Origin of the sequence: Aquabacter spiritensis (genome assembly GCF_004346185.1) — a bacterium.
In the GTDB taxonomy this organism is placed as follows: domain Bacteria; phylum Pseudomonadota; class Alphaproteobacteria; order Rhizobiales; family Xanthobacteraceae; genus Aquabacter; species Aquabacter spiritensis.
The window spans coordinates 829,089-855,425 of the sequence record NZ_SMAI01000001.1; the positions used below are offsets into that span (position 1 = coordinate 829,089).

22 protein-coding genes and 1 riboswitch are annotated in these 26,337 nt (G+C 67.4%); of the genes, 7 read left to right on the forward strand and 15 right to left on the reverse strand.

What is annotated here, in order from left to right; all coding sequences use genetic code 11:
- Nucleotides 1-16: 16 nt before the first annotated feature.
- Nucleotides 17-649 (reverse strand): PadR family transcriptional regulator, encoded by a 633-nt coding sequence (locus tag EDC64_RS03780; RefSeq protein WP_132029866.1) that lies wholly within the window; start codon nt 647-649, stop codon nt 17-19.
- Between the two features lie 165 nt (nt 650-814).
- Here EDC64_RS03780 and EDC64_RS03785 point away from each other — a divergent pair, with 165 nt between their 5' ends.
- Complete coding sequence (locus tag EDC64_RS03785; RefSeq protein ID WP_132029867.1) at nt 815-1,798, forward strand: tyrosine recombinase XerC; 984 nt, start codon at nt 815-817, stop codon at nt 1,796-1,798.
- Here the strand turns inward: EDC64_RS03785 and EDC64_RS03790 are convergent, their stop codons facing one another.
- The 8 genes from EDC64_RS03790 to zapE all read right to left on the reverse strand — a co-directional run bounded on the left by EDC64_RS03790 (nt 1,799) and on the right by zapE (nt 13,259).
- Nucleotides 1,799-2,347 (reverse strand): hypothetical protein, encoded by a 549-nt coding sequence (locus EDC64_RS03790; protein ID WP_132029868.1) that lies wholly within the window; start codon nt 2,345-2,347, stop codon nt 1,799-1,801.
- A gap of 83 nt (nt 2,348-2,430) precedes the next feature.
- Nucleotides 2,431-3,831 (reverse strand): dihydrolipoyl dehydrogenase, encoded by a 1,401-nt coding sequence (lpdA, locus tag EDC64_RS03795; RefSeq protein ID WP_132029869.1) that lies wholly within the window; start codon nt 3,829-3,831, stop codon nt 2,431-2,433.
- 110 nt (nt 3,832-3,941) lie between these two features.
- Nucleotides 3,942-5,216 (reverse strand): 2-oxoglutarate dehydrogenase complex dihydrolipoyllysine-residue succinyltransferase, encoded by a 1,275-nt coding sequence (odhB, locus tag EDC64_RS03800; protein ID WP_132029870.1) that lies wholly within the window; start codon nt 5,214-5,216, stop codon nt 3,942-3,944.
- A gap of 54 nt (nt 5,217-5,270) precedes the next feature.
- The gene (locus tag EDC64_RS03805) at nt 5,271-8,222 is read right to left on the reverse strand and encodes a 2-oxoglutarate dehydrogenase E1 component (protein ID WP_132029871.1); all 2,952 of its coding nucleotides are present in this window, start codon (nt 8,220-8,222) and stop codon (nt 5,271-5,273) included.
- A 513-nt stretch (nt 8,223-8,735) separates the two neighbouring features.
- Nucleotides 8,736-9,620, reverse strand: a complete 885-nt coding sequence (sucD, locus tag EDC64_RS03810) for a succinate--CoA ligase subunit alpha (RefSeq protein ID WP_132029872.1) — start codon at nt 9,618-9,620, stop codon at nt 8,736-8,738.
- A 3-nt stretch (nt 9,621-9,623) separates the two neighbouring features.
- The gene (sucC, locus tag EDC64_RS03815; RefSeq protein WP_132029873.1) at nt 9,624-10,823 is read right to left on the reverse strand and encodes an ADP-forming succinate--CoA ligase subunit beta; all 1,200 of its coding nucleotides are present in this window, start codon (nt 10,821-10,823) and stop codon (nt 9,624-9,626) included.
- 123 nt (nt 10,824-10,946) lie between these two features.
- Nucleotides 10,947-11,912 carry a malate dehydrogenase gene (mdh, locus tag EDC64_RS03820; RefSeq protein ID WP_132029874.1) on the reverse strand — a complete coding sequence of 322 codons (966 nt, stop codon included), beginning with the start codon at nt 11,910-11,912 and terminating at the stop codon, nt 10,947-10,949.
- 162 nt (nt 11,913-12,074) lie between these two features.
- Nucleotides 12,075-13,259: a cell division protein ZapE gene (gene zapE / locus EDC64_RS03825; protein WP_132029875.1), complete on the reverse strand. Its 1,185-nt coding sequence runs from the start codon at nt 13,257-13,259 to the stop codon at nt 12,075-12,077.
- Between the two features lie 254 nt (nt 13,260-13,513).
- On the opposite strand from zapE, the gene EDC64_RS03830 reads away from it, so the two are divergent.
- Nucleotides 13,514-13,816 carry a hypothetical protein gene (locus EDC64_RS03830; RefSeq protein WP_132029876.1) on the forward strand — a complete coding sequence of 101 codons (303 nt, stop codon included), beginning with the start codon at nt 13,514-13,516 and terminating at the stop codon, nt 13,814-13,816.
- Nucleotides 13,817-14,005: 189 nt separating this feature from the next.
- Nucleotides 14,006-16,180 carry an FUSC family protein gene (locus EDC64_RS03835; RefSeq protein ID WP_132029877.1) on the forward strand — a complete coding sequence of 725 codons (2,175 nt, stop codon included), beginning with the start codon at nt 14,006-14,008 and terminating at the stop codon, nt 16,178-16,180.
- 12 nt (nt 16,181-16,192) lie between these two features.
- Here the strand turns inward: EDC64_RS03835 and EDC64_RS03840 are convergent, their stop codons facing one another.
- Complete coding sequence (locus tag EDC64_RS03840; protein ID WP_132030014.1) at nt 16,193-17,299, reverse strand: 2'-deoxycytidine 5'-triphosphate deaminase; 1,107 nt, start codon at nt 17,297-17,299, stop codon at nt 16,193-16,195.
- A gap of 85 nt (nt 17,300-17,384) precedes the next feature.
- Nucleotides 17,385-17,463: riboswitch (SAM riboswitch) on the forward strand.
- Between the two features lie 45 nt (nt 17,464-17,508).
- Here EDC64_RS03840 and EDC64_RS03845 point away from each other — a divergent pair.
- From EDC64_RS03845 to EDC64_RS03855, 3 genes are all read left to right on the forward strand, one after another.
- Complete coding sequence (locus EDC64_RS03845; protein ID WP_132029878.1) at nt 17,509-18,711, forward strand: O-succinylhomoserine sulfhydrylase; 1,203 nt, start codon at nt 17,509-17,511, stop codon at nt 18,709-18,711.
- Nucleotides 18,712-18,789: 78 nt separating this feature from the next.
- Entirely contained in the window at nt 18,790-19,182 is a 393-nt protein-coding gene (gene apaG, locus EDC64_RS03850) for a Co2+/Mg2+ efflux protein ApaG (protein ID WP_132029879.1), read from the forward strand.
- A gap of 7 nt (nt 19,183-19,189) precedes the next feature.
- The gene (locus tag EDC64_RS03855) at nt 19,190-20,686 is read left to right on the forward strand and encodes a TrkH family potassium uptake protein (protein WP_132029880.1); all 1,497 of its coding nucleotides are present in this window, start codon (nt 19,190-19,192) and stop codon (nt 20,684-20,686) included.
- Nucleotides 20,687-20,690: 4 nt separating this feature from the next.
- Here EDC64_RS03855 and EDC64_RS03860 read toward each other — a convergent pair whose 3' ends face one another.
- From EDC64_RS03860 to EDC64_RS03870, 3 genes are read right to left on the reverse strand one after another with little or no spacing between them, the layout of a single operon-like run.
- The gene (locus EDC64_RS03860) at nt 20,691-21,686 is read right to left on the reverse strand and encodes an Hsp33 family molecular chaperone (protein WP_132029881.1); all 996 of its coding nucleotides are present in this window, start codon (nt 21,684-21,686) and stop codon (nt 20,691-20,693) included.
- A gap of 10 nt (nt 21,687-21,696) precedes the next feature.
- Nucleotides 21,697-22,629 carry an ornithine carbamoyltransferase gene (gene argF / locus EDC64_RS03865; protein WP_132029882.1) on the reverse strand — a complete coding sequence of 311 codons (933 nt, stop codon included), beginning with the start codon at nt 22,627-22,629 and terminating at the stop codon, nt 21,697-21,699.
- Nucleotides 22,626-23,831, reverse strand: a complete 1,206-nt coding sequence (locus tag EDC64_RS03870; protein ID WP_132029883.1) for an aspartate aminotransferase family protein — start codon at nt 23,829-23,831, stop codon at nt 22,626-22,628. Before EDC64_RS03870 ends, argF begins: the two co-directional genes overlap by 4 nt.
- A gap of 447 nt (nt 23,832-24,278) precedes the next feature.
- Here EDC64_RS03870 and EDC64_RS03875 point away from each other — a divergent pair, with 447 nt between their 5' ends.
- The gene (locus EDC64_RS03875; protein ID WP_132029884.1) at nt 24,279-24,788 is read left to right on the forward strand and encodes a GcrA family cell cycle regulator; all 510 of its coding nucleotides are present in this window, start codon (nt 24,279-24,281) and stop codon (nt 24,786-24,788) included.
- 104 nt (nt 24,789-24,892) lie between these two features.
- Here the strand turns inward: EDC64_RS03875 and phoB are convergent, their stop codons facing one another.
- Nucleotides 24,893-25,594 carry a phosphate regulon transcriptional regulator PhoB gene (gene phoB, locus EDC64_RS03880; protein ID WP_132029885.1) on the reverse strand — a complete coding sequence of 234 codons (702 nt, stop codon included), beginning with the start codon at nt 25,592-25,594 and terminating at the stop codon, nt 24,893-24,895.
- A 5-nt stretch (nt 25,595-25,599) separates the two neighbouring features.
- Complete coding sequence (phoU, locus tag EDC64_RS03885; RefSeq protein ID WP_132029886.1) at nt 25,600-26,325, reverse strand: phosphate signaling complex protein PhoU; 726 nt, start codon at nt 26,323-26,325, stop codon at nt 25,600-25,602.
- Nucleotides 26,326-26,337 lie beyond the last annotated feature (12 nt).

The following is a 26,337-nucleotide window of genomic DNA, read 5'->3' on the forward strand; positions in this document are numbered from 1 at the left end:
GCCTGAACCGCCACTTTCACTGGCCGCGCACCTCGTTCGCCGCGCGGGACAGGATCTCGACGATGCGGAGCTCGGACGTGCGGTCCGCCTCGAGGCGGGCCTTGGCGGCGTCCTTCAGATCTTCCAGCGCCGCGACGACGAGGCGGGGCAGATCCGACGGGGCCGGCGCCGTATGGCCTTCCGGACCGCCCATCCAGCGGCGGAACTTGCTCATCTTGAGCCCGATCTCCGACAGCCGCCCGATCAAGGCATCCGCGAGATCGCGGTTGGCGTCGAGATGCGCCCGGCCTTCGGGCGTGATGGCGTAGCGTTTCTTGGCGCCGTCCGGTTCGGCCGTGACATAGCCGGCCTCTTCGAGAAAGGTGAGCGTGGGATAGACCACGCCGGGGCTCGGCGAATACCAGCCGGCGGTCTTTTCCTCGATCACCTTGATGATTTCATAGCCGTGGCGCGGCTGCTCGGCGATCAGCGACAGGGCGAGGAGCTTGAGATCGCCCTGCGCCAGCATGCGGCCGAGCCGGAACATGTCGCCGCCCCCGCGGCCGCCCCGCCCGAACCCGCCGCGGCCGAAGCCGCCCGCGCCACCCTCGTCTCCGTACCGACCGGCCTCGTAGCGCTCGTGCCGACCCAGCGACCTGCATCCAAACATGGGAAATCTCCTTCGATATATCTAAAGATATTTCACATTCGTTATATCGTTAGATATAGAGGCCGAACAAGGGGGATATGCGCGGGGCGATCCAAAATTCTTAGCGTCGCCTTCACGCTCGAGGCGCAATGAATGGGCACGCTGTTCCCGAACGGAGGCCCGCCCATGGCGATGACGGACGAGGACAAGGCCCGCCGCGCCTGTGGCGCGCTGCTGTCCGCCTGCGCGCCCGACACGGCACAGGCGGCGGAGGCCTGGCTTGCGCGTCTCGCGCATGAGCGGCGCCTGTCGGCCAAGACCCGGGAAGCCTATGCCCGCGACCTGGGCCAGGTGATGCAGATCCTCGCGGCGCATCTGGGCGGCCGGCCGCGCCTCGCGGAACTTGCGACGCTCGCGCCCGCGGACGTGCGCGCCGTATTGGCGGTGCGCCGCAATGCCGGCGCCGCCCCCCGCAGCCTGGTCCGCCTCCTCGCGGCCGCCCGCTCCTTCGCCCGCCATCTCGAACGGGAAGGGCTCGGCCGCGTCGGGCCGCTCGCCGCGATCCACGCCCCAAAGGTGCCCAAAGGTCTGCCGAAGCCGGTCACGGTCGCGGATGCGCTGGCGCTCGCCGATCCCGAGACCCGCGCGGGAGAGGCCCGCGAACCCTGGATCCTCGCCCGCGACGCGGCGGTGATCGCGCTGCTCTACGGCGCCGGACTGCGCATCTCCGAAGCCCTCGGCCTGACGCCGAAGCAAATCCCGAAGGCCGGCGCCGAAGGCCGGATCACGGTGATCGGAAAGGGTCAGAAGACGCGCATGGTGCCGCTGATCGCGCCGGTCTCTGCGGCGATTGCCGACTATGTCGCGCTCTGCCCGTACGACCTGCCGCCGGATCGCCCCCTGTTTCGCGGCGCGAGAGGTGGTCCGCTCTCCCCGCGCATCGTCCAGCTCGCCGTGGAGCGGATGCGCGGTGCGCTCGGCCTGCCCGACAGCGCGACGCCGCACGCTTTGCGGCACTCCTTCGCGACCCATCTTCTCGCGCAGGGCGGCGATCTGCGGGCGATCCAGGAATTGCTCGGCCACGCGTCGCTGTCCACGACCCAGATCTATACCGCGCTCGACGACACTGCTTTGATGCGCGCCTACAAGGCCGCGCATCCCCGGGCGTGATCAGAAGCGGGAGAAGATCCGGCGGCGCAACGCGGCGATGCGGGCGAGGAACCCGCCTCCCCCGGCGATCCGGCGCACGGCCTCACGGATCCGCGCCTTCAGCGGCGCAACCTCCGCTTCGGCCCAGGCCTTGAGGTGAAAAAAGAAGTCCACCATCGCGGCGAACCAGCCGATCGAGCGCAATTGGCGCGCGCAGACGTCATACAGGAAGGCCATCAGGCCGACGCCGAGCAGTTTCTCGGCCACGAGGCAGGCGACGCCCGCGCTCCATTCGCGGTGCGCAAAGGCCCACAGGGCGACCCCGTTCAGCGGCTCCACCACCAGCAGGGGAATGAGGAACACGGCAAGCGCCGCATAAGGCGGCAAGCGTTCGACCCAACGGGCCGCCAGCGCCTTCAGACGCGCGAAGGGGATGAGGTCAGCACAGCGCCGGACCAGCGGCCCGAGATGCCGCCACAGCCACGCCTCCACGAGGAACAGGACGGCGAGCAGAACCAGGATCGGGCGCGCCCAGGCGGGGGCGGCCGGCCGGACGGGCGGAGACGACATAAGGACAATCTAGGGCGCAATCGGCGCGAATGACATCCGCGCCGACCGAGATGGACCCGCGATCCGTCGGGCGGGCGGACGCGTCACATATGGATGGCGCGCTTCTCCACCGCCATGGCGGCTTCCTTCACCGCTTCGGAGCGGGTCGGGTGGGCGTGGCAGGTGCGGGCGAGATCCTCCGAGGAGCCGCCGAACTCCATCAGCACGGCGCATTCGTGGATCATTTCGCCGGCCTCGACGCCGATAATATGGGCGCCCAGCACCTTGTCGGTGGCGGCATCGGCCAGGATCTTCACAAAGCCGTCGGTCTCGGCATTCGCCTTGGCGCGGCCATTGGCGAGGAAGGGGAATTTTCCGACCGTATAAGCGACGCCCTCGGCCTTCAGCTCGTCCTCGGTCTTGCCCACCGAAGCCACCTCCGGGAAGGTGTAGACCACGCCGGGAATGATGCCGTAATTCACGTGTCCCGCTTTGCCGGCGAGCAGCTCGGCCACGGCGACACCCTCTTCCTCGGCCTTGTGCGCGAGCATCGGGCCGGCCACCACGTCGCCGATGGCATAGATGCCCGGGACGTTGGTCTTGAAGTGCGGATCGATCACGACCCGGCCGCGCTTGTCGGTCTCGACGCCGATCTCGGCGAGGCCGAGCCCCTGGGTATAGGCGACGCGGCCGATCGCCACGAGCACGACATCCGCCGCGATGGTCTCCGCGGTTCCGCCGGCGGCCGGCTCCACCGTGACCGTCACGCCCGCGCCCTTGGTGTCGACACCGGTCACCTTGGTGCCGAGCTTGAACGCCACGCCCTGCTTTTCGAGGATGCGCTGGAACCCCTTCGCCACTTCGCCATCCATGCCCGGCAGGATGCGGTCGAGGAATTCCACCACCGTCACCGCCGCGCCGAGGCGGCGCCAGACCGAGCCGAGCTCCAGCCCGATCACGCCCGCGCCGACGACGACCATCTTGCCCGGCACCTTGGGCAGAACCAGCGCGCCGGTCGAGGAGACGACCTTCTCCTCGTCGATCGTGACGCCGGGAAGCTGCGCCACGTCGGAGCCGGTGGCGATGACGATATTCTTGGTCTCGATCTCTTTCTTCGTCCCGTCCCCGGCGGTCACCTCGACCTTGCCGGCGGCGACGATGCGGCCGGTGCCGAAATGCACGTCCACCTTGTTCTTCTTCAACAGGAACTCGACGCCCTTGGTGTTGCCTTCCACCGCCTTGTCCTTGAACGCGAGCAGCGCCTTGTGCTCGAGCTTGGGGGCGGAGACCGAGATGCCCATCGACGGGAAGGTGTGGCTCGCCTCCTCGAACAGGTGCGAGGCGTGCAGCAAGGCCTTCGAGGGGATGCAGCCGACATTGAGGCAGGTGCCGCCATGGGTGGCGCGCTTCTCCACCACGGCCACCTTGAGGCCGAGTTGGGACGCCCGGATGGCGCACACATAGCCGCCGGGGCCGGTGCCGATGACGACGAGATCGTAGGACATGGGAAAACTCCGGTCAGGCCGTCACGGCCGGACCGTCCCGGCCATCCGCGCCCGCGACATTGCGGAGATGCCCGGGCCGCGCCCGGGCATGACGGCGGAAGAAAGCGAACTCACAGATCGAGGACGAGCCGCGCCGGATCCTCCAGCGTCTCCTTCACCCGCACCAGGAAGGTGACGGCTTCGCGGCCGTCGACGATCCGGTGGTCGTAGGAGAGCGCGAGATACATCATGGGCCGGATCACCACCTGGCCCTTGATCGCGACGGGACGCTCCTCGATGCGGTGCATGCCGAGAATGCCGGACTGCGGCGCGTTCAGGATCGGCGTCGACATCAGCGAGCCGTAGATGCCGCCATTGGTGATGGTGAAGGTGCCGCCCTGCATGTCCTCGATGCCGAGCTTGCCGTCCCGCGCCTTGCGGCCAAAAGCGGAAATGGCCTTCTCGATCTCCGCCACCGTCATCTGGTCCGCATCGCGCACCACCGGAACCACGAGGCCCTTCTCGGTGCCGACCGCGATGCCGATATTGTAGAAGTTCTTGTAGACGAGGTCGGTCCCGTCGATCTCGGCGTTGACCGCCGGGATGTCCTTCAGGGCCTGGATGACCGCCTTGGTAAAGAAGCCCATGAAGCCGAGCTTCGTGCCGTGCTTCTTCTCGAACGCATCCTTGAACTGCGCGCGCAACGCCATCACGCCGGTCATGTCCACGTCGTTGAACGTGGTCAGCATCGCCGCAGTGTTCTGCGCATCCTTCAGGCGCCGCGCAATGGTCTGGCGCAGCTTGGTCATCTTCACCCGCTCCTCGCGGACGGCATCCTCGGCCGACGCGGGCGCACGCGCCGCGGCGGGGGCGGGAGCCGGGGCGGCCGGTGCCTTCTCGACCGCGGCGACGGCGGCCAGCATGTCGCCCTTGGTGACGCGACCGTCCTTGCCCGAGCCCTCGACCGAACCGGGGGCAATGCCGGTCTCCGCGGCGATGCGCGCGACGGCCGGGCCGTTATCCGCCGAAGCGGCGGCAGGCGCCGGGGCGGAAGCAGATGCCGGGGCGGCCTTGGGCGCCTCGGCCTTCGGCTCTTCCTTCGCGGGCGCAGGCTTGGCGGCCTCGGCCTTGGGGGCGTCCGCCTTGGCGGGGGCGGCAGACCCGGCCGCACCCGCGCCGATCGAGCCCAGAAGCGCGCCGACGCCGACCGTATCGCCGTCCTTGGCGATGATTTCCGAGAGGATTCCGGCGGCGGGCGCGGGAACCTCGACGGTCACCTTGTCGGTCTCAAGCTCCACAATCGGCTCGTCGGCCTTGACGGCGTCGCCGGGCTTCTTGAACCACTTGCCGATTGTCGCTTCCGTCACGGATTCCCCGAGCGTGGGAACGCGGATCTCGGTGGCCATAGGAACTCTTCTTTCGTTCGTTCAGAGGGGCGGACGGGCGGGGGGAGAGGGCGCTCAGCCGAGCGCCTCCTCCAGGAAGGTCTTCAACTGGGCGAGATGCTTCGACATCAGGCCCGTGGCGGTGGCCGCCGAGGCCGGACGGCCGGCATAGCGGGGGCGCTTGCTGGCGGCACCGATATTTTCCAGCACCCACTCGATGTAAGGCTGCACGAAGGCCCAGGCACCCTGGTTCTTCGGCTCCTCCTGGCACCAGACCATCTCCGCGCCCTTGAAGCGCGAAAGCTGCTGGATCAGGCTCTTGAGCGGGAACGGGAACAATTGCTCGACGCGCAGCAGATAGACGTCGGTGACGCCACGCTTCTCGCGCTCCTCGAACAGGTCGAAATAGACCTTGCCCGAACACATCACGACGCGGCGGATCTTGTCGTCCGGCACCAGCTTGACGCCCTCGGCGGCACGCTCGGCATCGTCCCACAGAAGGCGGTGGAACGAGGTGCCCGGCCCCATCTCTTCAAGACGCGAGACGGCCCGCTTGTGGCGCAGCAGCGACTTCGGCGTCATCAGAATCAGCGGCTTGCGGAACTCGCGCTTCATCTGCCGGCGCAGGATGTGGAAATAGTTCGCCGGGGTCGAGCAATTGGCTACCTGCATATTGTCCTCGGCGCACATCTGGAGATAGCGCTCGAGGCGGGCGGAGGAATGCTCCGGCCCCTGCCCTTCATAGCCGTGCGGCAGCAGGCAGACGAGGCCGGACATGCGCAGCCACTTGCGTTCGCCAGAGGAAATGAACTGGTCGAACAGCACCTGCGCGCCATTGGCGAAGTCGCCGAACTGGGCCTCCCACAGCACCAGGGTGTTGGGCTCGGAGAGGGTGTAGCCGTATTCGAAGCCGAGCACCGCCTCTTCCGAGAGCATCGAATTGATGACCTCGTAATGGGCCTGGGTCTCGGCCAGGTGATTGAACGGCTCGTAACGCGCCTCTGTTTCCTGGTCGGTCAGCACCGAATGGCGCTGCGAGAAGGTGCCGCGTTCCACGTCCTGGCCGGACAGGCGCACCGGATGGCCGTCGGTCAGCAGCGAGCAGAAGGCGAGCGCCTCGCCCGTCGACCAGTCGATCCCCGCGCCGTCCTCGATCGCCTTGCGGCGATTGTCCAGGAAACGCTGGATCGTCCGGTGGGGCTGGAAGCCCTCCGGAACGCTGGTGATCTTCTCGCCGATCATCTTGAGCAGGTCGATGCGCACGCCGGTATCGCCGCGGCGCGCTTCCTCCTCCTCGTGGGTGGCCCGGAAACCGGACCAGCGCCCATCCAGCCAGTCGGCCTTGTTGGGCTTGTAGGACTGGCCGGCCTCGTACTCGCCTTCGAGCCGATCGCGCCAGGCGCCGCGCATCTTGTCGATCTCGCCCGGCTCGATCGCCCCCTCCTGCTCCAGCTTCCGGGAGTAGATTTCGAGGGTGGTCGGGTGGCTGCGGATCACCTTGTACATATGCGGCTGGGTGAAGGACGGCTCGTCGCCCTCATTGTGTCCGAACCGCCGGTAGCAGAACATGTCGATGACGACCGGCTTGTGGAACCGCTGCCGGAACTCCGTCGCCACCTTGGCGCAGAAGGTCACCGCTTCGGGATCGTCGCCGTTCACGTGGAAGATCGGCGCCTCGATCATCTTCGCCACGTCGGACGGATAGGGCGAGGAACGCGAATAGCGCGGATTGGTGGTGAAGCCGATCTGATTGTTGATGATGAAATGCAGCGAGCCGCCGGTGCGATGGCCCTTCAGCCCGGACAGGCCCAGGCATTCGGCCACCACGCCTTGGCCGGCGAAGGCGGCGTCGCCGTGGATCAGGAGCGGCATCACCTTGACGCGCTCGCCATCCTCCAGCTGGTCCTGCTTGGCGCGGGCCTTGCCGAGCACCACCGGATCGACGATCTCGAGATGCGAGGGGTTCGCGGTCAGCGAGATGTGCACCTTGTTGTTGTCGAACTCGCGGTCGGACGACGCACCGAGATGGTACTTCACGTCGCCCGAGCCCTCGACCTCGTCGGGCGCCCAGGACCCGCCCTTGAATTCATGGAACAGCGCGCGATGCGGCTTGCCCATCACCTGGGTCAGCACGTTCAGCCGGCCGCGATGCGCCATGCCGAACACGATATCCTGGACGCCGAGATTGCCGCCGCGCTTGATGATCTGCTCCAGCGCCGGGATCAGGCTCTCCGCGCCGTCGAGGCCGAACCGCTTGGTGCCGGTATATTTGACGTCGAGGAACTTCTCGAAGCCCTCGGCCTCCACCAGCTTGTTCAAGATCGCGCGCTTGCCCTCGCGGGTGAAGGTCACTTCCTTGTCCGGCCCCTCGATGCGCTCCTGAATCCAGGCCTTCTCCTCGGGCGAGGAGATGTGCATGAACTCGACGCCGATGGTGCGGCAATAGGTACGGCGCAGGATCGCCACCATCTCGCGGACGGTCGCGAATTCCAGGCCGAGGACGTGGTCGATGAAGATCTTGCGGTCGAGATCGGCCTCGTAGAAGCCATAGCTCACCGGATCGAGTTCCGGCGCTTCGCGCGGCGGCGTGAGCTTCAGCGGATCGAGATCGGCGTGGAGATGGCCGCGCATGCGATAGGCGCGGATCATCATCAGCGCCTTGACCGAATCCCGCGTCGCCTGCTGGACCTCGGTGGCCGACAGGGGCGCTTCGCCCTTGCTCTCGGCCTTGGCCTTGACCTTTTCGCCGACAACCTTCTCGACCTCGGCCCAATTGCCGTCGAGGGCCGAGACCAGATCGCCGTTCGCCAAAACCGGCCAATGCGGCTTCTTCCACGACGCGCCACGGGCGTTCTGAACGACCTGCGCGGGGTCTTCGGCGAGCGCGGCGAAGAAGCTGCGCCATTGCGGATCTACCGACTGCGGATCGGCTTCATAGCGGGCATAGAGATCCTCTATCCACTGAGCATTACCTCCGTAAAGGAAGGAGGTGGAGAGAAAGAGGTCGTTCTGTTCCGCGCGAGACATGGGTTCCATCCCGGATGGCTTCGGAGCCGAAGCATTTAGAAGCGCAAGTTGCGCCCAAAACCAAGCCCAAAAGCCGCCATTCGTCATGAATCTGAAGCGCGGCCGCAGGTTGCGGAAGCGCCCCGGCACCGTTCGGCCGCAGTTCCACCGCGCCGACGACCGCCTACCAGATACATAGACCCGCTCGCGCTCGAGACGAACCCCCCTTCGCGCGGCTTTCGAACATGTCAGGGCTGCATTGCGCAGCGAGCTTGTCTTAGGGAGGAAATTTGACCCGCTGGTGTCTGCCGGGAAAGAAATCCGCATCCGGCGACATTCCCGGGTTCCCGCTCGGATTCCCCCGAACGGGGCGCGGCACGTCCGGCGACGGCCGTTCCGTCTGCACTGCGGGGAAGAGCGCCGAGGTGGCGGCATCAGACCGGATCGGCAGACGCCGGCACCGAGCGGGCGGACGCGCGGTGCGGATCGGAGGCCGTCGACGGGGGGCCGCGCGGGCCCCCCGGGAACGACAGCTCAGCCCTTCAGCACTTCCACGAGGGTCTTGCCGAGGCGGGCCGGCGAGGGCGACACCCGGATGCCGGCCGCTTCCATCGCGGAGATCTTGTCCTCGGCGCCGCCTTTGCCGCCGGAGATGATGGCGCCGGCATGGCCCATGCGGCGTCCGGGAGGGGCCGTGCGACCGGCGATAAAGCCGACCATCGGCTTCTTGCGGCCGCGCTTGGCCTCGTCCATCAGGAATTGCGCGGCGTCTTCTTCCGCCGAGCCGCCGATCTCGCCGATCATGACGATGGAGGTGGTGGCCTCGTCGGCCAGGAACATCTCCAGCACGTCGATGAATTCGGTGCCCTTGACCGGATCGCCGCCGATGCCGACCGCCGAGGTCTGCCCCAGTCCTTCCTGCGAGGTCTGGAACACCGCCTCATAGGTCAGGGTGCCGGAACGCGAGACGATGCCGACCGAACCCTTCTTGAAGATGTTGGCCGGCATGATGCCGATCTTGCACTCGCCGGCGGTCACGACGCCCGGGCAGTTCGGGCCGATGAGGCGCGACTTGGAGCCGGAGAGCGCCCGCTTGACCTTCACCATGTCCATCACCGGGATGCCCTCGGTGATGCAGACGATCAGCGGGATCTCCGCGTCGATCGCCTCGAGGATGGCATCGGCCGCCCCCGGCGGCGGAACATAGATGACGCTCGCATCGGCGCCGGTGGCCTCCTTGGCTTCCAGCACGGTGTCGAACACCGGCAGGCCGAGATGGCTGGTGCCGCCTTTGCCGGGCGAAGTGCCGCCGACCATCTTGGTGCCGTAGGCGATGGCCTGCTCGGCATGGAACGTGCCGTTCTTGCCGGTGAAGCCCTGGGTGATGACCTTGGTATTGCGATCAATGAGGACGGACATCGCTCAGGCTCCCTTCTTCACGGATGCGACGATCTTCTGGGCCGCATCGTCGAGATCGTCGGCAGGAATGACGTTCAATCCGCTCTCGCGGATGATCTTCTTGCCTTCTTCCACATTGGTGCCTTCGAGCCGCACCACCAGCGGGACCTGGAGACCCACCGTCTTCACCGCCGCGATCACGCCGCGCGCGATGACGTCGCACTTCATGATGCCGCCGAAGATGTTGACCAGGATGCCCTGGACCTGAGGGTCGGCGGTGATGATCTTGAACGCCGCAGTGACCTTCTCTTCGCTGGCGCCGCCGCCGACGTCGAGGAAGTTGGCCGGGCTCTCGCCGTAGAGCTTGATGATGTCCAGCGTCGCCATGGCGAGGCCGGCGCCGTTCACCATGCAGCCGATCGTGCCGTCGAGCGCGATATAAGCGAGGTCGTATTTGGACGCCTCGATCTCCTTGGCGTCCTCCTCGCTCTCGTCGCGCAGCTCGGCGAGGTCGGCGTGGCGGTACATCGCGTTGGAATCGAACGACACCTTGGCGTCGAGCACGACCAGCCGATTGTCCTTGGTGACGATCAGCGGGTTGATTTCCAGCATCGCCATGTCGGACGCCGTGAAGGCGGAATAGAGCACGTCGGTCAGCTTGCTCGCCTGCTTGGCGAGGTCGCCGGTGAGGCCGAGCGCGGCGGCCACCTTGCGGCCGTGGAAGCCCTGGACCCCGGTGACCGGATCGACAGAGAAGGTGAGGATCTTCTCGGGGGTGGCGTGCGCCACCTCCTCGATGTCCATGCCGCCCTCGGTGGACACGACGAAGGCGACGCGCGAGGTCTCGCGATCGACCAGGAGCGAGAGGTAGAACTCCTTCGCGATGTCGGAGCCTTCCTCGATATAGAGGCGGTTGACCTGCTTGCCGGCGGGGCCGGTCTGGATCGTGACCAGGGTGTTGCCGAGCATCTGGCCGGCGAAGGTCTTCACCTCTTCGACCGACTTGGCGAGGCGCACGCCGCCCTTTTCGCCGGCTTCGGCTTCCTTGAACTTGCCCTTGCCGCGTCCGCCGGCATGGATCTGGGACTTCACGACCCAGAGCGGCCCGCCGAGTTCGGCCGCCGCCTTCTCGGCCTCGTCGGGCGAGAACACCGCGACGCCGCGGGACACCGGCGCCCCATACTTCTTCAACAGGGCTTTCGCCTGGTATTCATGGATATTCATCGGGCTTGGTCCCCAAGGGTTGCACACCGCCCGCCCCCCGCAGGCGCGAGCGTGCCACTGGCCAAACCGGCGAAGCTGCACTCCGCCGACACGAAAGCGACGGCCGGAAGGGCCGCCGCCGGATTATCTGCCGAGGTCCGGCGCGAGCGCGGCGCAGGCCTGGATCAGGCTTCGCACCGCATCGACCGACTTCTCGAAATTCGCTTTTTCCTCGCGGACCAGATCGATTTCGACGATCCGCTCGACGCCCTTCGCTCCGATCACGACCGGAACGCCGACATAGATGTCCTTGAGCCCGTATTCGCCCGAAAGATAGGCCGCACAGGGCAGGACGCGCTTTTTGTCCTTGAGATAGCTGTCCGCCATGGCGATGGCGGCGGCCGCCGGCGCGTAGAAGGCGGACCCGGTCTTCAGAAGATTGACGATCTCCGCGCCCCCCTCGCGGGTGCGCTGAACGATCGCCTCGATGCGCTCCTGGGTGGTCCAGCCCATGCGGATCAGATCCGGCACGGGAATGCCCGCGACCGCGGAATAGCGGATCAGCGGCACCATCGTATCGCCGTGCCCGCCCATGACGAAGCCGGTCACATCCTCGACCGAGACGTTGAACTCGTCCGCCAGGAAATAGCGCAGGCGGGCCGAATCCAGCATTCCGGCCATGCCGACCACCTTCTCCTTCGGCAGGTCGCAGGCCTTCTGGAGCGCCCACACCATCGCATCGAGCGGATTGGTGATGCAGATGACGAAGGCATCGGGGGCATATTTGGAAATCCCCGCCCCGACCTGCGCCATGACCTTGAGATTGACCGAGAGGAGATCGTCCCGGCTCATTCCGGGCCTGCGCGGCACGCCGGCCGTGACGATGACCACGTCCGCGCCTTCGATCGCCTGATAGGAATTCGCGCCGGTGAGACGTGAATCGAACCCCTCGACCGGCGAGAGTTCCGCCAGATCGAGCGCCTTGCCCTGGGGAATCCCCTCGGCGACGTCGAACAGCACCACGTCCCCGAGTTCCTTCAGCCCTGCCAGCAACGCAAGCGTGCCGCCGATCTGGCCGGCACCGATCAAGGCAATCTTGTTGCGCGCCATACAGGACGTCCTCGCGTGCCGACTGCGCCTGTGTGCAGCCAAGGCCGGCCGGGGGCTTGACTACTCCCATCCCGGCAGGGGTTCAAGCCGCTGCCGCCCTCCGGCGCAAGGAATCTTCGCCGGTGCAGCATCGGCTCGGCCGACGGGCGGACCAGAGCCGTTTCAGGTCTCGACCAGCCCGGAAGCGGACCCGCTCGCCGTCGAATCGGGCCGACCGTGCGCGCGGCCGAGATAATCCGACGAGCGCATCTCGTGCAACCGGGAGACGGTGCGCGCCCACTCGAAGGCCTCGGCCCCGTCCGTGCCGAGATAGAGCTGCTCCGGCTCGGCCGCGGCGGAGGCGATCAGCTTCACCGCCCCGTCATAGAGCGTGTCGATCAGCGAGATGAAGCGTTTCGCCTCGTTGCGACGGTCGGCGTCGAGAATCGGGATGTCGTCCAGGACCAAAGTGTGAAAGGTGCGGGCGATGCGCAGATAGTCCGATGCGCCGAGCGGCTTTTCGCACAGATCGGCGAAGCTGAAGCGCGCCGCGCCATTGCCCGCCGCCGGAACCGGAATGATTCGCCCCTTCATGGCGATCTGGGTGGGCCGCCCGCCCGCCGGACCGGCGATGCGCGCAAAGGCGCGATCGAGCGCAAGCTTGGCCTCCGGGCCGAGCGGCGCGTACCAGACCTGCAGCCCGGCGAGTTTCTCCATCCGATAATCGGTCCGCGCATCGAGGTTCAGCACCTCCATCCGCGCCTCGATCATGCCGATGAAAGGCAGGAACAGCGCCCGGTTGAGGCCGCCGGCATAAAGATCCCGCGGCGCGACGTTCGAGGTCGCGACCACCACCACGCCGTCGGCGAACAGCTTCTGGAACAGCCGCCCGAGGATCATGGCATCGGCGATGTCGGTGACGTGAAACTCGTCGAAGCACAGGAGCTTGGCCTCCCGCGCGAGGTCGTCGGCCACCGGCTGGAGCGGGTCCATCACTTTGTGCGCGCCGCTCTTCTGCGCCTCCCGTTCGCGGAAGATGCGCTCGTGGACGTCGGCCATGAATTCGTGGAAGTGCGCCCGGCGCTTGTCCTTGACCGGCGCCGCCTCGAAGAAGAGGTCCATGAGCATGGTCTTGCCGCGGCCGACCCGGCCGTAAATATAGATGCCGCGCGGCGGCTCCGGTGCCCGGCGCTGGAACAGCCAGCCCAGAGCCGACGATTTGGTCGCGAGGCCCCGGGCCCGCAGGTCGCGCTCCAGACGGGCCAATGCGTCGACGATCACGGACTGGGCGGGATCTCGCGCGATCTCCTCGGCCGCGACCTTCGCGGCATAACGATCGCGCACCAGCGCCGACGTCTCGCTCCCCATCAGCCTCTCCGCACCCGTTCGACGCCGCATCGGCCCATCGACGCCCGGCCGCGTGTAGCGCGCTTTCCGCGCGAGGGAAATTGTCGAAGCAGCCGTTCGGCCGAAAGAGATGATCCGCCGAGACTTCGGCACATGAAACCAAGCGGCGGGCGCCGGCGTTGCATCACCAGACACGCGGACCCGGCAGAATCCTCTAACCATATGTCCGAAAATGAAAATTTCCCCATCCGGGCCGCTATCGGGAGTTTGATGCCATGAAGACCATCATCACAGCCGGCACCAGCCTCGTCGCCCTCGCGCTCGCCAGCGTCGCGCTGCCGGGACTTGCGGCGGCCGACGATTCCGTCACGCAGGTCAATGACAGCGTGATCCGCACCCAGCAGATGGACTATTATTTGCGCAATGGCGGCTATGTGATCTACCAGGATCAATATTCCGCCGCCGTGGGCGGGCGCAATTCAACCATCGTCCAGCCCGCCCCGCGGGTCTACGTGCCGGCCCAGCCTTATACCTCGACCTATGTCGTGACGCCGGGCCCGTCTTATATGATGCGCTGACCCCGCGACATGGTGGCCGCCGGGTGGCTTTTCCCGCCGCCCGGCGGCGCGTGGGGTAGAAATATCGCCATCGGCATTTGATCGGCGGCGATCCCCCGCTTAGATGGTCGCGTCGCGGCCTGGGAGGGCGGGGTGTCGAGCACGGTGCGCAATCCTGTCGGATCTCAGCCCCCTTTCGGTCAGCCTCTCTTGGGGCGGATCCGGAATTGGCTGGCGATCCACGACCCGGGTGGCGTCGATGGCACGCGGGCGTTCCATCTGGCCGTGTCGTACACGGTCGTAATCATCCTGGGTTACGCGACGTCGCGCAGCTTCGGGCTGGATCTCGACATTTTGTTCCCCATGGCGGGCGCGCTGACCGCCATGGTGCTCATCACCTTCACGCCGGCCGCCAACCGCCGTGCGGAAGCGCGCAGTTTCGTCAAGATTTTCGGAGTGACGATCTGCCTTCTCCTTCTGGTGCTGGCCATCGGGCCGGGAGAAGGCGAAACGAACACCGTCGTCATGAAGCTGCTGCTCGTCCCGCTCACGGGATTTGCGCTCATGCTGCGGCGCATGGGGATGGAAGGGCAGCGGCTGGGCTACGCCATCGTCATCATCATGACGGTGGCGGCGACGCTGCATCCCAAACGCCCGGAAATCCTTCTGCTGATCGTCGCCGCCTGCCAAGGCGCGGGCGTCGCGGCCTTGATGCGCTTCTGCCTTCCCCGCCCCTCGGCGCTCCATGTCTATCATGACACGGTGGAAATCGCCGGCCGCGCGATCGGCGACTATCTCGGTGCGCTCGCCCGCGCGGTGAGAGACAACCGCCCGGTCCCGCCGACCACCGATGATCTGCTCGACCAGATCCGGATCCGGGTGCGCGGCGCGCTGGTCAATGCCTCCGCCGAAACCCCCTCGGCGCGGGGCTATATCGAAGCCGTGCGCTCGCTCGCCTACCGGCTGCGGGTAGCGACGCAATTGCTGGGCGAGTGCATCCCCTCGGGCGCGGCACCGGGGGCGCCCTGGCGCATGCCGCTCGCCGCCGCCGCGGATCTTCTCTCGCGCCACCTGTCAGACGGGCTCAGCGAGCCGTTCCCGGAACGCAACCGGATGGGCACGGCGATTTCGCGGCTGCGTCAGGCGGCGATGGCGCCGGACCTCGCGCCCGCCGAACAACTCGCCTTGCTGCGGGCGGTCACCGCCTTCGAACGGCTTTCGCTTGTCGTATCCGAACTCTCGGTCCTGCAGCGGGACGGCCCAAAAGGCCGTCTTTCACCCGACGACCTGGTGCCGCCGCCGCCCGCGCCCAAAGCGCCGGCCGGCCTGTCGCCGACCGACAAAGTGGCGATCCAGGGCGTCGTCGCGACCACGATCACGACGGCGCTGGATTTCGCGCTCGACCTCAACCACGCTTATTGGGCGACGATGACGGTGATGTTCGTCCTCGGCAACAGCCTCGGCGAGACCTATGTGCGGGTGCGCTACCGCACCTTCGGGACCATCGTCGGCGTGGTCATCGGCTTCGGATGCCTGCTCGTGCTGGAAAGCCACATCTGGATTCTGGCGGGGATCTGCCTCGTCAGCCAGATGGTCGGCCTCGTCACCACGCGCGATCGGTACGATGTCGCCTCGGCGGCGATCGGTCTGTCGATCCTGCTCTCGCTGCATCTCGTCACCGGGCTCGGCACCGACGGGATGCTCGCGCGCGTCTACGAGACCGTCATCGGTGCCCTCGTCGCGCTCGCGATTTCCTGGCTGGTGCTGCCGGTGTTCGGCGCGGATCAGATCCGCAACCAGGTGATCTCGATGCTGCGGCGGTGCCGCAGCGCCTTCGCGGAAGCCTGGCCGCGCGGGGATCACGCCGCACCGCGCAATGTCGCCTCCGGCATGGCGATGGAATTGCGGGCGCTCTCGGATCGGCTGCCCCATCTCGGCGGCGAGAACGCGCTCGGCCACCGCAGCGCGGGCGATGTCGTCGCTCTCGTCTCGACGCTGGAAATCCTCACGACCTATCTGGCGCTGCTCGAAGACGTCGCCTTCCGCCTCGGCAGCCTGTCGCCGCCGCCGGAAATCACCACGGCGCTGGAAGCCGCGCGCTCGCGCACGCTGCGCGCCTTCGCCGTCGCCTTGGACGAAGCGGCCCCGACCGAGAGCGGCGCCCAATCCTCCGATCTGGAAGCCGCGCTGTCGATCGCGCTGGACTATGCCAAGGACCCGGAGACCCGCCGGCTTCTGCCGCTGGTGGCGGACTATCTCAGCTTTTCGGAGGCGGTCCTGCGCCCGCTCGCGGATCTCGGCGCCATTCTGCTCGCCAGTGCGCCGACGCCGCCGCGCCGGGCCCCGGCGAGCACGTCCCTCGGGACGCAGGCCCCGGCCGCGTAGCCGGCTGCGCCCTCAGAGCGGCCGGAAGTGCTTGGACAGCTTCAGTCCCTGGCCCTGATAATTCGAGCCGAGCTCGCCATAGAGGACATTCGGCCGCGCCGACATGCGCTCATAGATCAGGCGCCCGACTGTCTGGCCGTGCTCGAGGATGAAGGGCACCTCGCGCGACCGCACTTCGAGGACGGCCCGCGCGCCGGTTCCCCCGGCCGCCGCGGAGCCGAAGCCGGGATCGAAGAAACCGGCATAATGCACGCGGAACTCCCCGACCAACGGGTCGAACGGCACCATTTCGGCGGCATAGTCCGCCGGAACATGCACGGCCTCGCGCGAGGCCAGAATATAGAAAGCATCCGGATCGAGAACGAGGCTGCCCGCGCCGCGGGCGCGGATCGGCTCCCAGAAATCCTCGACCTCCAGCGCGGCGCGCCGGTCGACATCGATCACACCAGTATGGCGCTTCGCCCGGAAGCCGAGCAATCCGCTCCACGACGTCGCGGCGAGATCGACCCCGACCGCGATGCCGCCCGCCGCCACGTCCGGCGCGTCGGAATCGACCAGGCACTCGTCCCTCTGAAGATTGAGCAGTTCGAGGTCCGAGAGCCGGCCGACGCCGCGGCGGAAACGGATCTGCGACAGGCGCGACCCGGCACGCACCAGGATCGGGAAGGTGCGGGGCGACACCTCGACATAAAGCGGTCCCTCATAGCCCGCGGGGATGGCGTCGAACGCCCGTGTCCGGTCGGCGATGACGCGGGTGAAGACATCGAGCCGGCCGGTCGAGCTTTTCGGGTTGGCCGCGCCGGCAATGTCGGCCGGCAGCTTCAGGCGCTCCATCAATTCGACGAGATAGACGCAGCCGGTCTCGAGCACCGCGCCTTCGCGCAGATCGAGCTTGTGCAGAGCGAGATCGTCGAGCCGCTGGCGCACGCTGGCCGTGGCACCGGGCAGGAAACTCGCCCGGATGCGCCATGCCGTCCGCCCGAGCCGCAGATCGAGGCTGGCCGGCTGAACCTGGTCCGCGTCGAAGGCCTGCCGCGTGAGGATGCCGCCCGCCGCGTGCAAAGCGGCGATGGATTGGGCCGGCAGAATGCCGGGTCTTGATTGATCCACCTTCCTGATGCTCCCCGCTCGGAATGGTGCCGACACGCCGCGTTCGGTTTAACGGACGCATCCCTTGACGCAAAGGTCCGGGCACGCTTTATAACAGAACATTCGTGGTCATTTGGGCCGGCCGGCTTGCTGCCACGTTAAACAAATCGCTAAAAGGCCGGGGAGCCGCGACTGCACGTCGCGACCGGTCCTCGGCCTCATCTGGAGGCGCGAAGACCTTGGCCAGTTCGTTCACCCCCGCCGATCCCTCCGGCCTGCACCCCGAAACGCTCCTGGTCCAGGGCGGGATCGCGCGCTCGCCCTATGGCGAGACCTCCGAGGCGCTCTACCTCACCCAGGGCTTCGTCTATGACAGCGCGGAAGCGTGCGAGGCGCGCTTCAAGGGCGAGGATCCCGGCTTCGTCTATTCGCGCTACGGCAATCCCACCACCGCCATGTTTGAGAGCCGGATGGCGCTGCTGGAAGGGGCCGAAGCCGCCCGCGCCACGGCGTCCGGAATGGCGGCGGTCCATGCCGCTTTGCTCTGCCAGCTGCGCTCCGGCGACCATGTTGTGGCCGGGCGGGCCTTGTTCGGCTCGTGCCGCTGGATCCTTGAGGATTTCCTGCCCCGCTTCCAGATCGAGACCACTTTGGTTGACGGCACCGACCTCGACGCCTGGCGCGACGCGGTACGCCCCAACACCAAATTGTTCTTCCTGGAGAGCCCGACCAACCCCACCCTCGACCTCGTCGACATCGCCGGGGTCGCCGCTTTGGCGCGTGCGGCCGGTGCGCGGCTCGTGGTCGACAACGTGTTCGCGACGCCGCTGCTCCAGAAGCCGCTGGATCTCGGCGCGGACATCGTCATCTATTCCGCCACCAAGCATATCGACGGCCAGGGCCGCTGCCTGGGCGGCGTGGTGCTGGCCTCGGAAAAATTCATCACCGACCATCTCCAGACCTTCCTGCGCCAGACCGGCCCCTCGATCTCGCCCTTCAATGCCTGGGTGATGCTGAAGGGCCTCGAAACGCTCGGCCTTCGCGTCGAACGCCAGCAGGCGAGCGCGGCCACACTCGCCGACCAGATCGCCGGCGCCGACAAGATCGAGAAGGTGCTCTATCCGTTCCGGGACGACCATCCGCAGGTCGCGCTGGCACGGCGCCAGATGCGCGGCGGCGGCACGCTCGTCACCTTCGTCGTGGCCGGCGGCAAAGACGGCGCCTTCCGCTTCGCCAATGCGCTGCGCCTGATCCGCATCTCCAACAATCTCGGCGACGCCAAGAGCCTGCTGACGCATCCCGCGACCACCACGCACCAGCGCTTCACCCCGGAGGCGCGGGGGGAGATGGGAATCTCCGACGGGCTGGTGCGTTTGTCGGTCGGGCTCGAACATCCCGACGACCTCATCGCCGACATTCGCCAGGCTCTGGCGAAGGTCTGACGCGGATCCTGTTGCGCGCGGGGCGCAACGCGGCTTCACTGGCGCGGCGCCGATTTGGCGCGGGGAGGACGGTTTGGCATGTACCGGGCGACGACGCGCCAGGTCCAGGTGACGGCGACGCCACGTTATGTGGCGGAACGCTCCGATCCCGACCAGAACCGCTATTTCTGGGCCTATACGATCGAGGTGGTGAATCTCGGCGGGCTCGCCGTGCAGCTCAAGACGCGGCACTGGATCATCACCGACGCGCGCGGCCATGTGGAGGAAGTCCACGGTGCGGGCGTCGTCGGGGAAGAGCCGGTGCTTCCGCCGGGCGGGCGCTTCGAATATACCAGCGGCGTGCCGCTCGGCACGCCGACCGGCATCATGAGCGGGAGCTACGGCATGCTCAGCGCGACCGGGGACATGTTCTCCGTCGAGATCCCCGCCTTCTCGCTGGACAGTCCCGGCATGCGCCGCATCCTGAACTGACACCCGGATGCAGACTGCGAAGGCTCCGCTCGTCCGGCCCCATTCCGCCACCGGCTTCGATCTGAAGCCGATCGCGGCGCCGCTCGGCATCGTGCTGTCGATCCTCGGCGTGAGCATGCTTCTGCCGGCGCTCGCCGACGTGTCGAGCGGCAGCGGGGGCGCGGACGTGTTCCTCGGCTCGTCCGCGGTGACGGTGTTCGTCGGCGTGCTGCTCTGGATGTCGGGCCGAGGCGCGCGGATCAAACGGCTGGATCTGCGGCAGGCCTTTCTTCTGACCTTCTGCCTGTGGTCCGTGCTGGCGCTGTTCGCCGCCCTCCCCTTCATGTGGGGCCGCCCGCATCTCAGCATCACCAAGGCCCTGTTCGAGAGCATGTCGGGTCTCACCACGACCGGCGCGAGCGTGATGTCGGGGCTCGACGACATGCCCGCCGGCATCCTGCTCTGGCGCGCGCTTCTGCATTGGTTCGGCGGCATCGGCATCGTCGTGATCGCGATCGCGGTCCTGCCGCTTCTCGCCATTGGCGGCATGCAGCTGTTCCGCACGGAATCCTCCGACAAGTCGGAAAAATTCATGCCGCGCGTCGGCGCCATCGCGAAGGGGCTCCTGCTCTCCTACGTGCTGCTGACGCTCCTGTGCACCGTCTGCTACCTGATGGCCGGCATGCGGCCGTTCGATGCGGTGACCATCGCCATGTCGACGCTGTCCAGCGGCGGATTCGCCAATTCCGATTCGTCGGTCGGCGTGTTCGCGAGCCCGGCCGTGGACTATGTGGCCATCGTCTTCATGCTGCTCGCGAGCCTGCCCTTCCCGCTTTATGCCCGTGCGCTCGCGGGGGACGTCACCCGGCTCGTCACGAATTCCGAGGTGCGGCTGTTCCTGCTCATCGTCGCCGCCTTCACCCTCGCTTCATTCGCGCAGCAATCCCTGCAGGGGATCAATCAGGGCGAGCCGGCATTCCGCGGGGCATTGTTCACCGTCGCGTCGCTGATTTCGACCACCGGCTTCATGTCGGTCGACTATACTCATTGGGGTCCGGTTTCCGATGCGCTCTTCTTTCTCCTGATGTTTCTCGGCGGCTGCACCGGCTCGACCGCGGGCGGGCTGAAGGCGCTGCGTCTCGCCATTGCCGGCAGGGCGGTGCGGCAACATCTGAAGCGCATTTCCTACCGCAACGGGGTCTTTCCGGTGCGCTATGGCGGCGTGCCGATCGCGGACGACGTGGTCGCCTCGGTGCTCGGATTCGTGTGCCTGTATTTCGCGACCTTTCTGGCCGGCGGGGTCGCGCTCAACATGATCGGCCTCGATCTGCGCACCGCCTTCTCCGCGGCGATCGCCTGCCTGTCGAATGTCGGCCCCGCCCTCGGTCCGGTCGTGGGTCCTGCCGGCAATTATGGCGGGCTGCCCGATGCGGCAGTGTGGATCCTCACCGTCACGATGCTGCTGGGGCGGCTGGAAATCCTGACGGTTCTGGTGCTGGTCCTGCCGCGCTTCTGGCTGCGATGACCCGTCACGCCTCCGGCGGTGCCTCGACGATCTCCTCGGCGGCAAACCCATAGGTGCGGCCGCAGAATTCGCAGGTGACGCCGATCCGCCCGTCCTCCTGCACCATTTCACGCCGTTCCTCCGCCTCGAAGCTCGCGAGAACGCCCGCCACCCGCTCGCGCGAGCACGTGCAGTGCGCGACCACCGGCTTGGCGTCGAACACCCGCACGCCGCGTTCGTGGAACAGGCGATAGAGCAACCGTTCGCTCGACAGCTCGCGATCGATCAGCTCGACATCTTCGAGCGTGCCGACCAGCGACTGCGCTTCGGCCCAGGCATCGTCCTCTTCCGGAGCTAGCGCCTCGTGCCCGCCCGGCGCGTCGCCGGGAGGCAAATCCGGGGTTCGCGCGCGCCCGGCCTCGGCGGGAAGAAATTGCGCCAGCAAGCCGCCTGCACGCCAGGAGGAAGGACCGCCGCCCGGCCGCATTTCCTCGCCCACCGCGAGCCGCACCCGGGTCGGGATCTGTTCGGACTGGCGGAAATATTGGTGGGCGGCAGCCTCCAAGCCCTCCCCTTCCAAAGCGACGACGCCCTGATAGCGATGGACGGAGAGCCCCTGGTCGATGGTCATGGCGAGATGGCCCCGCCCCAGCAAAGCGGCGGGGGTCAACAGCACCCCGCCCTCCGCCAGCGCCGCCTTGTCGAAACGGGCATAGGCGCGGACCTTGTCCGGGCTCACGAAATCGACCACCACCATGTCCACCGGCCCGTCCGTCTGGGTCTGGAGGATGAAGCGGCCGTCGAACTTGAGCGAGGTGCCGAGCAGGACGGTCAGCGCGACCGCCTCGCCCAGCACGCGCTTCACCGCCGGCGGATAATCGTGATGCGCCAGCACCGCATCGAGCGCGGGCCCGAGGCGCACGGTGCGGCCGCGAATGTCGAGGGCATCCACCTGGAACGGCAGGACGGCATCGTCGATGCCCTCGAGACGCCGATCGGCGGGCTGTGTGTCGGTCGGCATTGCGATCCGCTCAGACGGCCGGCGTGCCGAAGCACCAGGCGAGAATCCCCTTCTGGGCGTGGAGGCGGTTTTCCGCTTCGTCGAACACCACCGATTGCGGCCCGTCCATCACCTCGTCGGTCACCTCTTCGCCGCGATGCGCCGGCAGGCAATGCATGAAGATGGCGCCGGGCGCCGCCCGGGCCATCAGAGCCCGGTTCACCTGATACGGCTTGAGGAGATTGTGCCGCTTCTCGGTTTCCTTGTCGCCCATCGAGACCCAGGTGTCGGTGGTGACGCAATCGGCCCCCTCGACCGCGGCCTCCGGATCCGTCGTGAAGGTCACGTCGGCCCGCGTCTTCTTCACGAAGTCGCGCAGCGCCTGGCGCGGAGACAGCGCCTTCGGCGTCGCGACCCTGAGGGCGAATTCGAAGCGCTGCGCCGCATGCACCCAGGAGGCGAGCACATTGTTGGTATCCCCGGTCCACGCCACCGTGCGCCCCGCGATCGCGCCCTTATGCTCCTCGAAGGTGAGGACGTCCGCCATCACCTGGCAGGGATGGGAGACGCGGGTGAGCCCGTTGATCACCGGAACGGTGGCGTTGCGCGCCAGCTCCATCAAGAGGTCGTGGTCGAGGATCCGGATCATGATCGCGTCCACGAACCGCGACAGGACGCGGGCCGTGTCGGCGATGGATTCGCCGCGGCCGAGCTGCATCTCGGCGCCGGTGAGCATCAGCGTCTCGCCGCCGAGCTGGCGCATGGCGAGATCGAAGGAAACCCGCGTGCGGGTCGAGGGCTTGTCGAAGACCATGGCGAGGGTCTTGCCGGCGAGCGGTCGGTCCGCCTCGCCGGCGCGCCGCCGCGCCTTCAGGTCCTTGGACAGGTCGATGACGCGGCGAAGCTCCCCGGCAGGGATCTCCGACAGATCGAGGAAATGACGCACGCCGTTGGATCCCCTCATTCCGCGGCCCCCATCACCGGGGCCATCCGCATCGCATCCTCGATGCGCCGGCACGCCGCATCGATCTTGTCGCAGGCAAGGCCGATCTCGTCGTCGCTCACGGTGAGCGGCGGCAGGAGGCGCACCACATTGTCGCCGGCCCCGGGAACCAGCATTCCCTCCTCGCGCAGCGCGACGACGAGTTCCGCCGCCGGCACATGCGCCCGCAGACCGAGCAGCAGGCCCGCGCCGCGCACTTCGGCGATGACGGCCGGGTGGCGCGCCTTCAGCTCGGCGAGCCGCCGGGTCAGATCCGCGCTCGCCGCGCGCACGCGCTCGAGAAACCCGTCGGCGAGCACCATGTCGAGCACCGCATTGCCGACCGCCATGGCGAGTGGATTGCCGCCATAGGTGGAGCCGTGGGTGCCGAGCGTCATGCCCTTCGCCGCCGCCTCGGTGGCGAGGCAAGCGCCCATCGGGAAGCCGCCGCCAATCCCCTTTGCGACCGCCATGATGTCCGGACGCACGCCGTGCGCCTCATGGGCGAACAGCAGCCCGGAGCGCCCGACGCCGCATTGCACTTCGTCGAGCACCAGGAGCATGCCGCGGGCATCGCACAGATCCCGCAGACCGCGCAGGAAGCTGGCGGGCGGAACGCGGACGCCGCCCTCCCCCTGGATCGGCTCGACCAGAATGGCGCCGGTCTGCGGCGTCAGCGCCGCCTCGACCGCCTCCAGATCGCCGAACGGCACCTGGTCGAAGCCCGGCAGGTCCGGGCCGAAGCCTTCGAGATACTTCGCGTTCCCGCCGGCGGCGATGGTCGCGAGCGTCCGGCCGTGGAAGGCGCCCTCGAACGTCACCATGCGCGGACGATCGGCGCCGCTGGCATGATGATAGCGGCGCGCCATCTTGATCGAACATTCCAGCGCCTCGGCGCCCGAATTGGTGAAGAAGGCGGTGTCGGCGAAGGTCGCCGCCGCAAGGCGCGCGGCGAGGCGCTCCCCCTCCGGGATGCGGAACAGATTTGAGACGTGCCAGAGCTTGCCGGCCTGGGCGGTGAGCGCCGCCACCAGCGCCGGATGGGCGTGGCCCAGAATGTTGACGGCGATGCCGGCGGTGAAGTCGAGATAGCGTCGCCCGTCCTTGGTCACGAGCCAGCAGCCCTCTCCCCGCTCGAATTCCAGGTCGATGCGTGCGTAGGTCGGAAGAACAGGGGTGATCACGAACCCCTCCCAGGGGATGGCGCCCGCGCGCGCGGCGGCAGGACGCGTTGTACAAACGCCAAAGGCCGCCCCTGCGGGGGGCGGCCCGACGGCGCAGATTCTAATGATCGCGCGCGCGAGGTCAATATGGCAGGGGCGGTTAAGAAATTCCTAAGGAGCTGGGGAAAACGGCCCCCTGCGCCATTCTGACTCTGTGCGGGACTCGGCGCATATTGTAGCTTGCGACTTGTCGACCACGATATGTCGTGCGGCATGTTCCCAATAGGTGTCGGGTCCCACCCGTCCCGAGCGCGTGGTGCGCTTTCGGGAGCGCGGCGGGAGTCCGCAAGGTGCGGCATGAAGGTGGATCGGAACAGGCTGAGCCGGCCGTTCCGGGAATCCGCCTTCTCATGAGAGACGCGGCGCAGCGCATGAGCGGCATGCGCGGTCCCGTCAAGGAGGAGAACGATGAGCTGGAATGACGAGCGCGTCGAACTCTTGAAGCGGCTGTGGGGCGAAGGCCTCTCCGCTAGCCAGATTGCGACTGAACTCGGCGGGATCACGCGCAATGCGGTGATCGGCAAGGTGCACCGCCTCGGCCTGTCCGGACGCGTCAAGGCGGCCGGCCCGGCGCGGCCGCGCAAGGCGCAGACCGAGGCGCCCGCGCCGCGGCCGGCCTCCCGGCCCGCCTTTTCCGGCAATACGGCGCTGGCGCAGGCGCTGGAGCCGGTTGTCGAACAGGCCCCCCGGCCGGCACCGGTGGCGGGCAATGTCGTGCCGATGGGCCAGCGCTGCACGATCATGAACCTGACCGAGGCGACCTGCCGGTGGCCGGTCGGCGAGCCCGGCACCGAGAGTTTCTATTTCTGCGGCGGCCGCACCGTGTCCGGTCTGCCCTATTGCACCCATCATGCCCGCATGGCCTATCAGCCGAGCCAGGACCGCCGGCGCGACCGCCGGCTCGCCGGGATCCGCTGACCTGCAGGGCCGCCTCCGGGCGGCCTTTGCCATTGCGCAGGCGTCGGTGGACGGCCGGCCGAGACCGCACGATCGCCGGCTGAGCTTCGGCCTGTCTCCCGCGCTCAATGGGCGCGGGCGAACATTTCGTTGAAGGAATAGCCCGCTCCGCGCACCGTGCGGATCGGGTCCATCTGGCGGCCGCGATTGATCGCCTTGCGCAGCCGACCGACATGAACGTCGACGGTGCGCTCGTCGATATAGACGTCCTGCCCCCAGACCCCGTCGAGCAATTGCTCGCGCGAGAAGACCCGGCCCGGGCTCTGCATGAGAAATTCGAGCAGGCGGAATTCTGTCGGACCGAGATGGACCTCACGCCCCGCCCGGTGCACCCGGTGGGTCTCGCGGTCGAGCTCGATATCGCCCGCCCGCAGCAGCGTCGCGACATGCTCGGGCTTGGCCCGGCGCAGCAGCGCCCGCACCCGCGCCAGGAGTTCCGGCACCGAAAACGGCTTGACGACGTAATCGTCGGCGCCGGTCGCGAGGCCGCGGACGCGTTCGGTCTCGTCGCCGCGGGCGGTGAGCATGATGACCGGGAGACGCTCGGTCTCCGGCCGCGTGCGCAACCGCCGACACAGCTCGATGCCGGACAGGCCCGGCAGCATCCAATCGAGGATCACGAGGTCGGGGACGCTTTCGCGCAGGCGGGTTTCCGCCTCATCGCCCCGACCCACCGCGTCGACCGCATAGCCTTCGGATTCGAGATTGTACCGGAGGAGGAGGCTCAAGGCCTCCTCGTCCTCGATGATCAAGATTTGCGCGGGCACTTATCTCACCCCTGAAGGCGTCCCGGAAAAGCGATGGACGTTTCGCTCGAAGCGTCCGCTTTCGGCCGCTGCTCGGCAAGCGTTTCCCCCGAGACCATGTAGTGCACCGTTTCGGCGATGTTGGTGGCGTGGTCGCCGATCCGCTCGATATTTTTGGCGCAGAACAGGAGGTGCGTGCACACGGAAATGTTGCGCGGATCTTCCATCATGTAAGTGAGAAGCTCGCGGAACAGCGACGTATACATGCTGTCGATGCCGCTGTCGCGCCGCCAGACTTCCACGGCCCGCACCGGGTCCTTGGCGGCATAGGCGTCGAGCACTTCCTTCAGTTGCTCGAGCACCAGATCGGACATGTGCTCGACGCCGCGCACCAGCTTTTGCGGGTGGTATTCGCCCTCGATCGCCACGACGCGCTTGCCGACATTCTTGGCGAGGTCGCCGACCCGCTCGAGATCGCTGGCGATGCGGATGGCGGCGACGAGTTCGCGCAGATCGATCGCGACCGGCTGGCGCTTGGCGATGACGAGGATCGCCTTCTCCTCGATCTCGCGCTGCAGCGCGTCGACGGCGGCGTCGAGCAGAACGACCCGCTGGGCCAGTTCGGTGTCACGGCGGATCAAAGCATTCACCGCGTCGACGACCAGACGCTCGGCCTGACCGCCCATCTCGACCACCTTGCGGCCGATTTCCTTCAGTTCGGCATCGAATGCCGTAACGGTATGCTCGGGCATGTCCGCGGATCC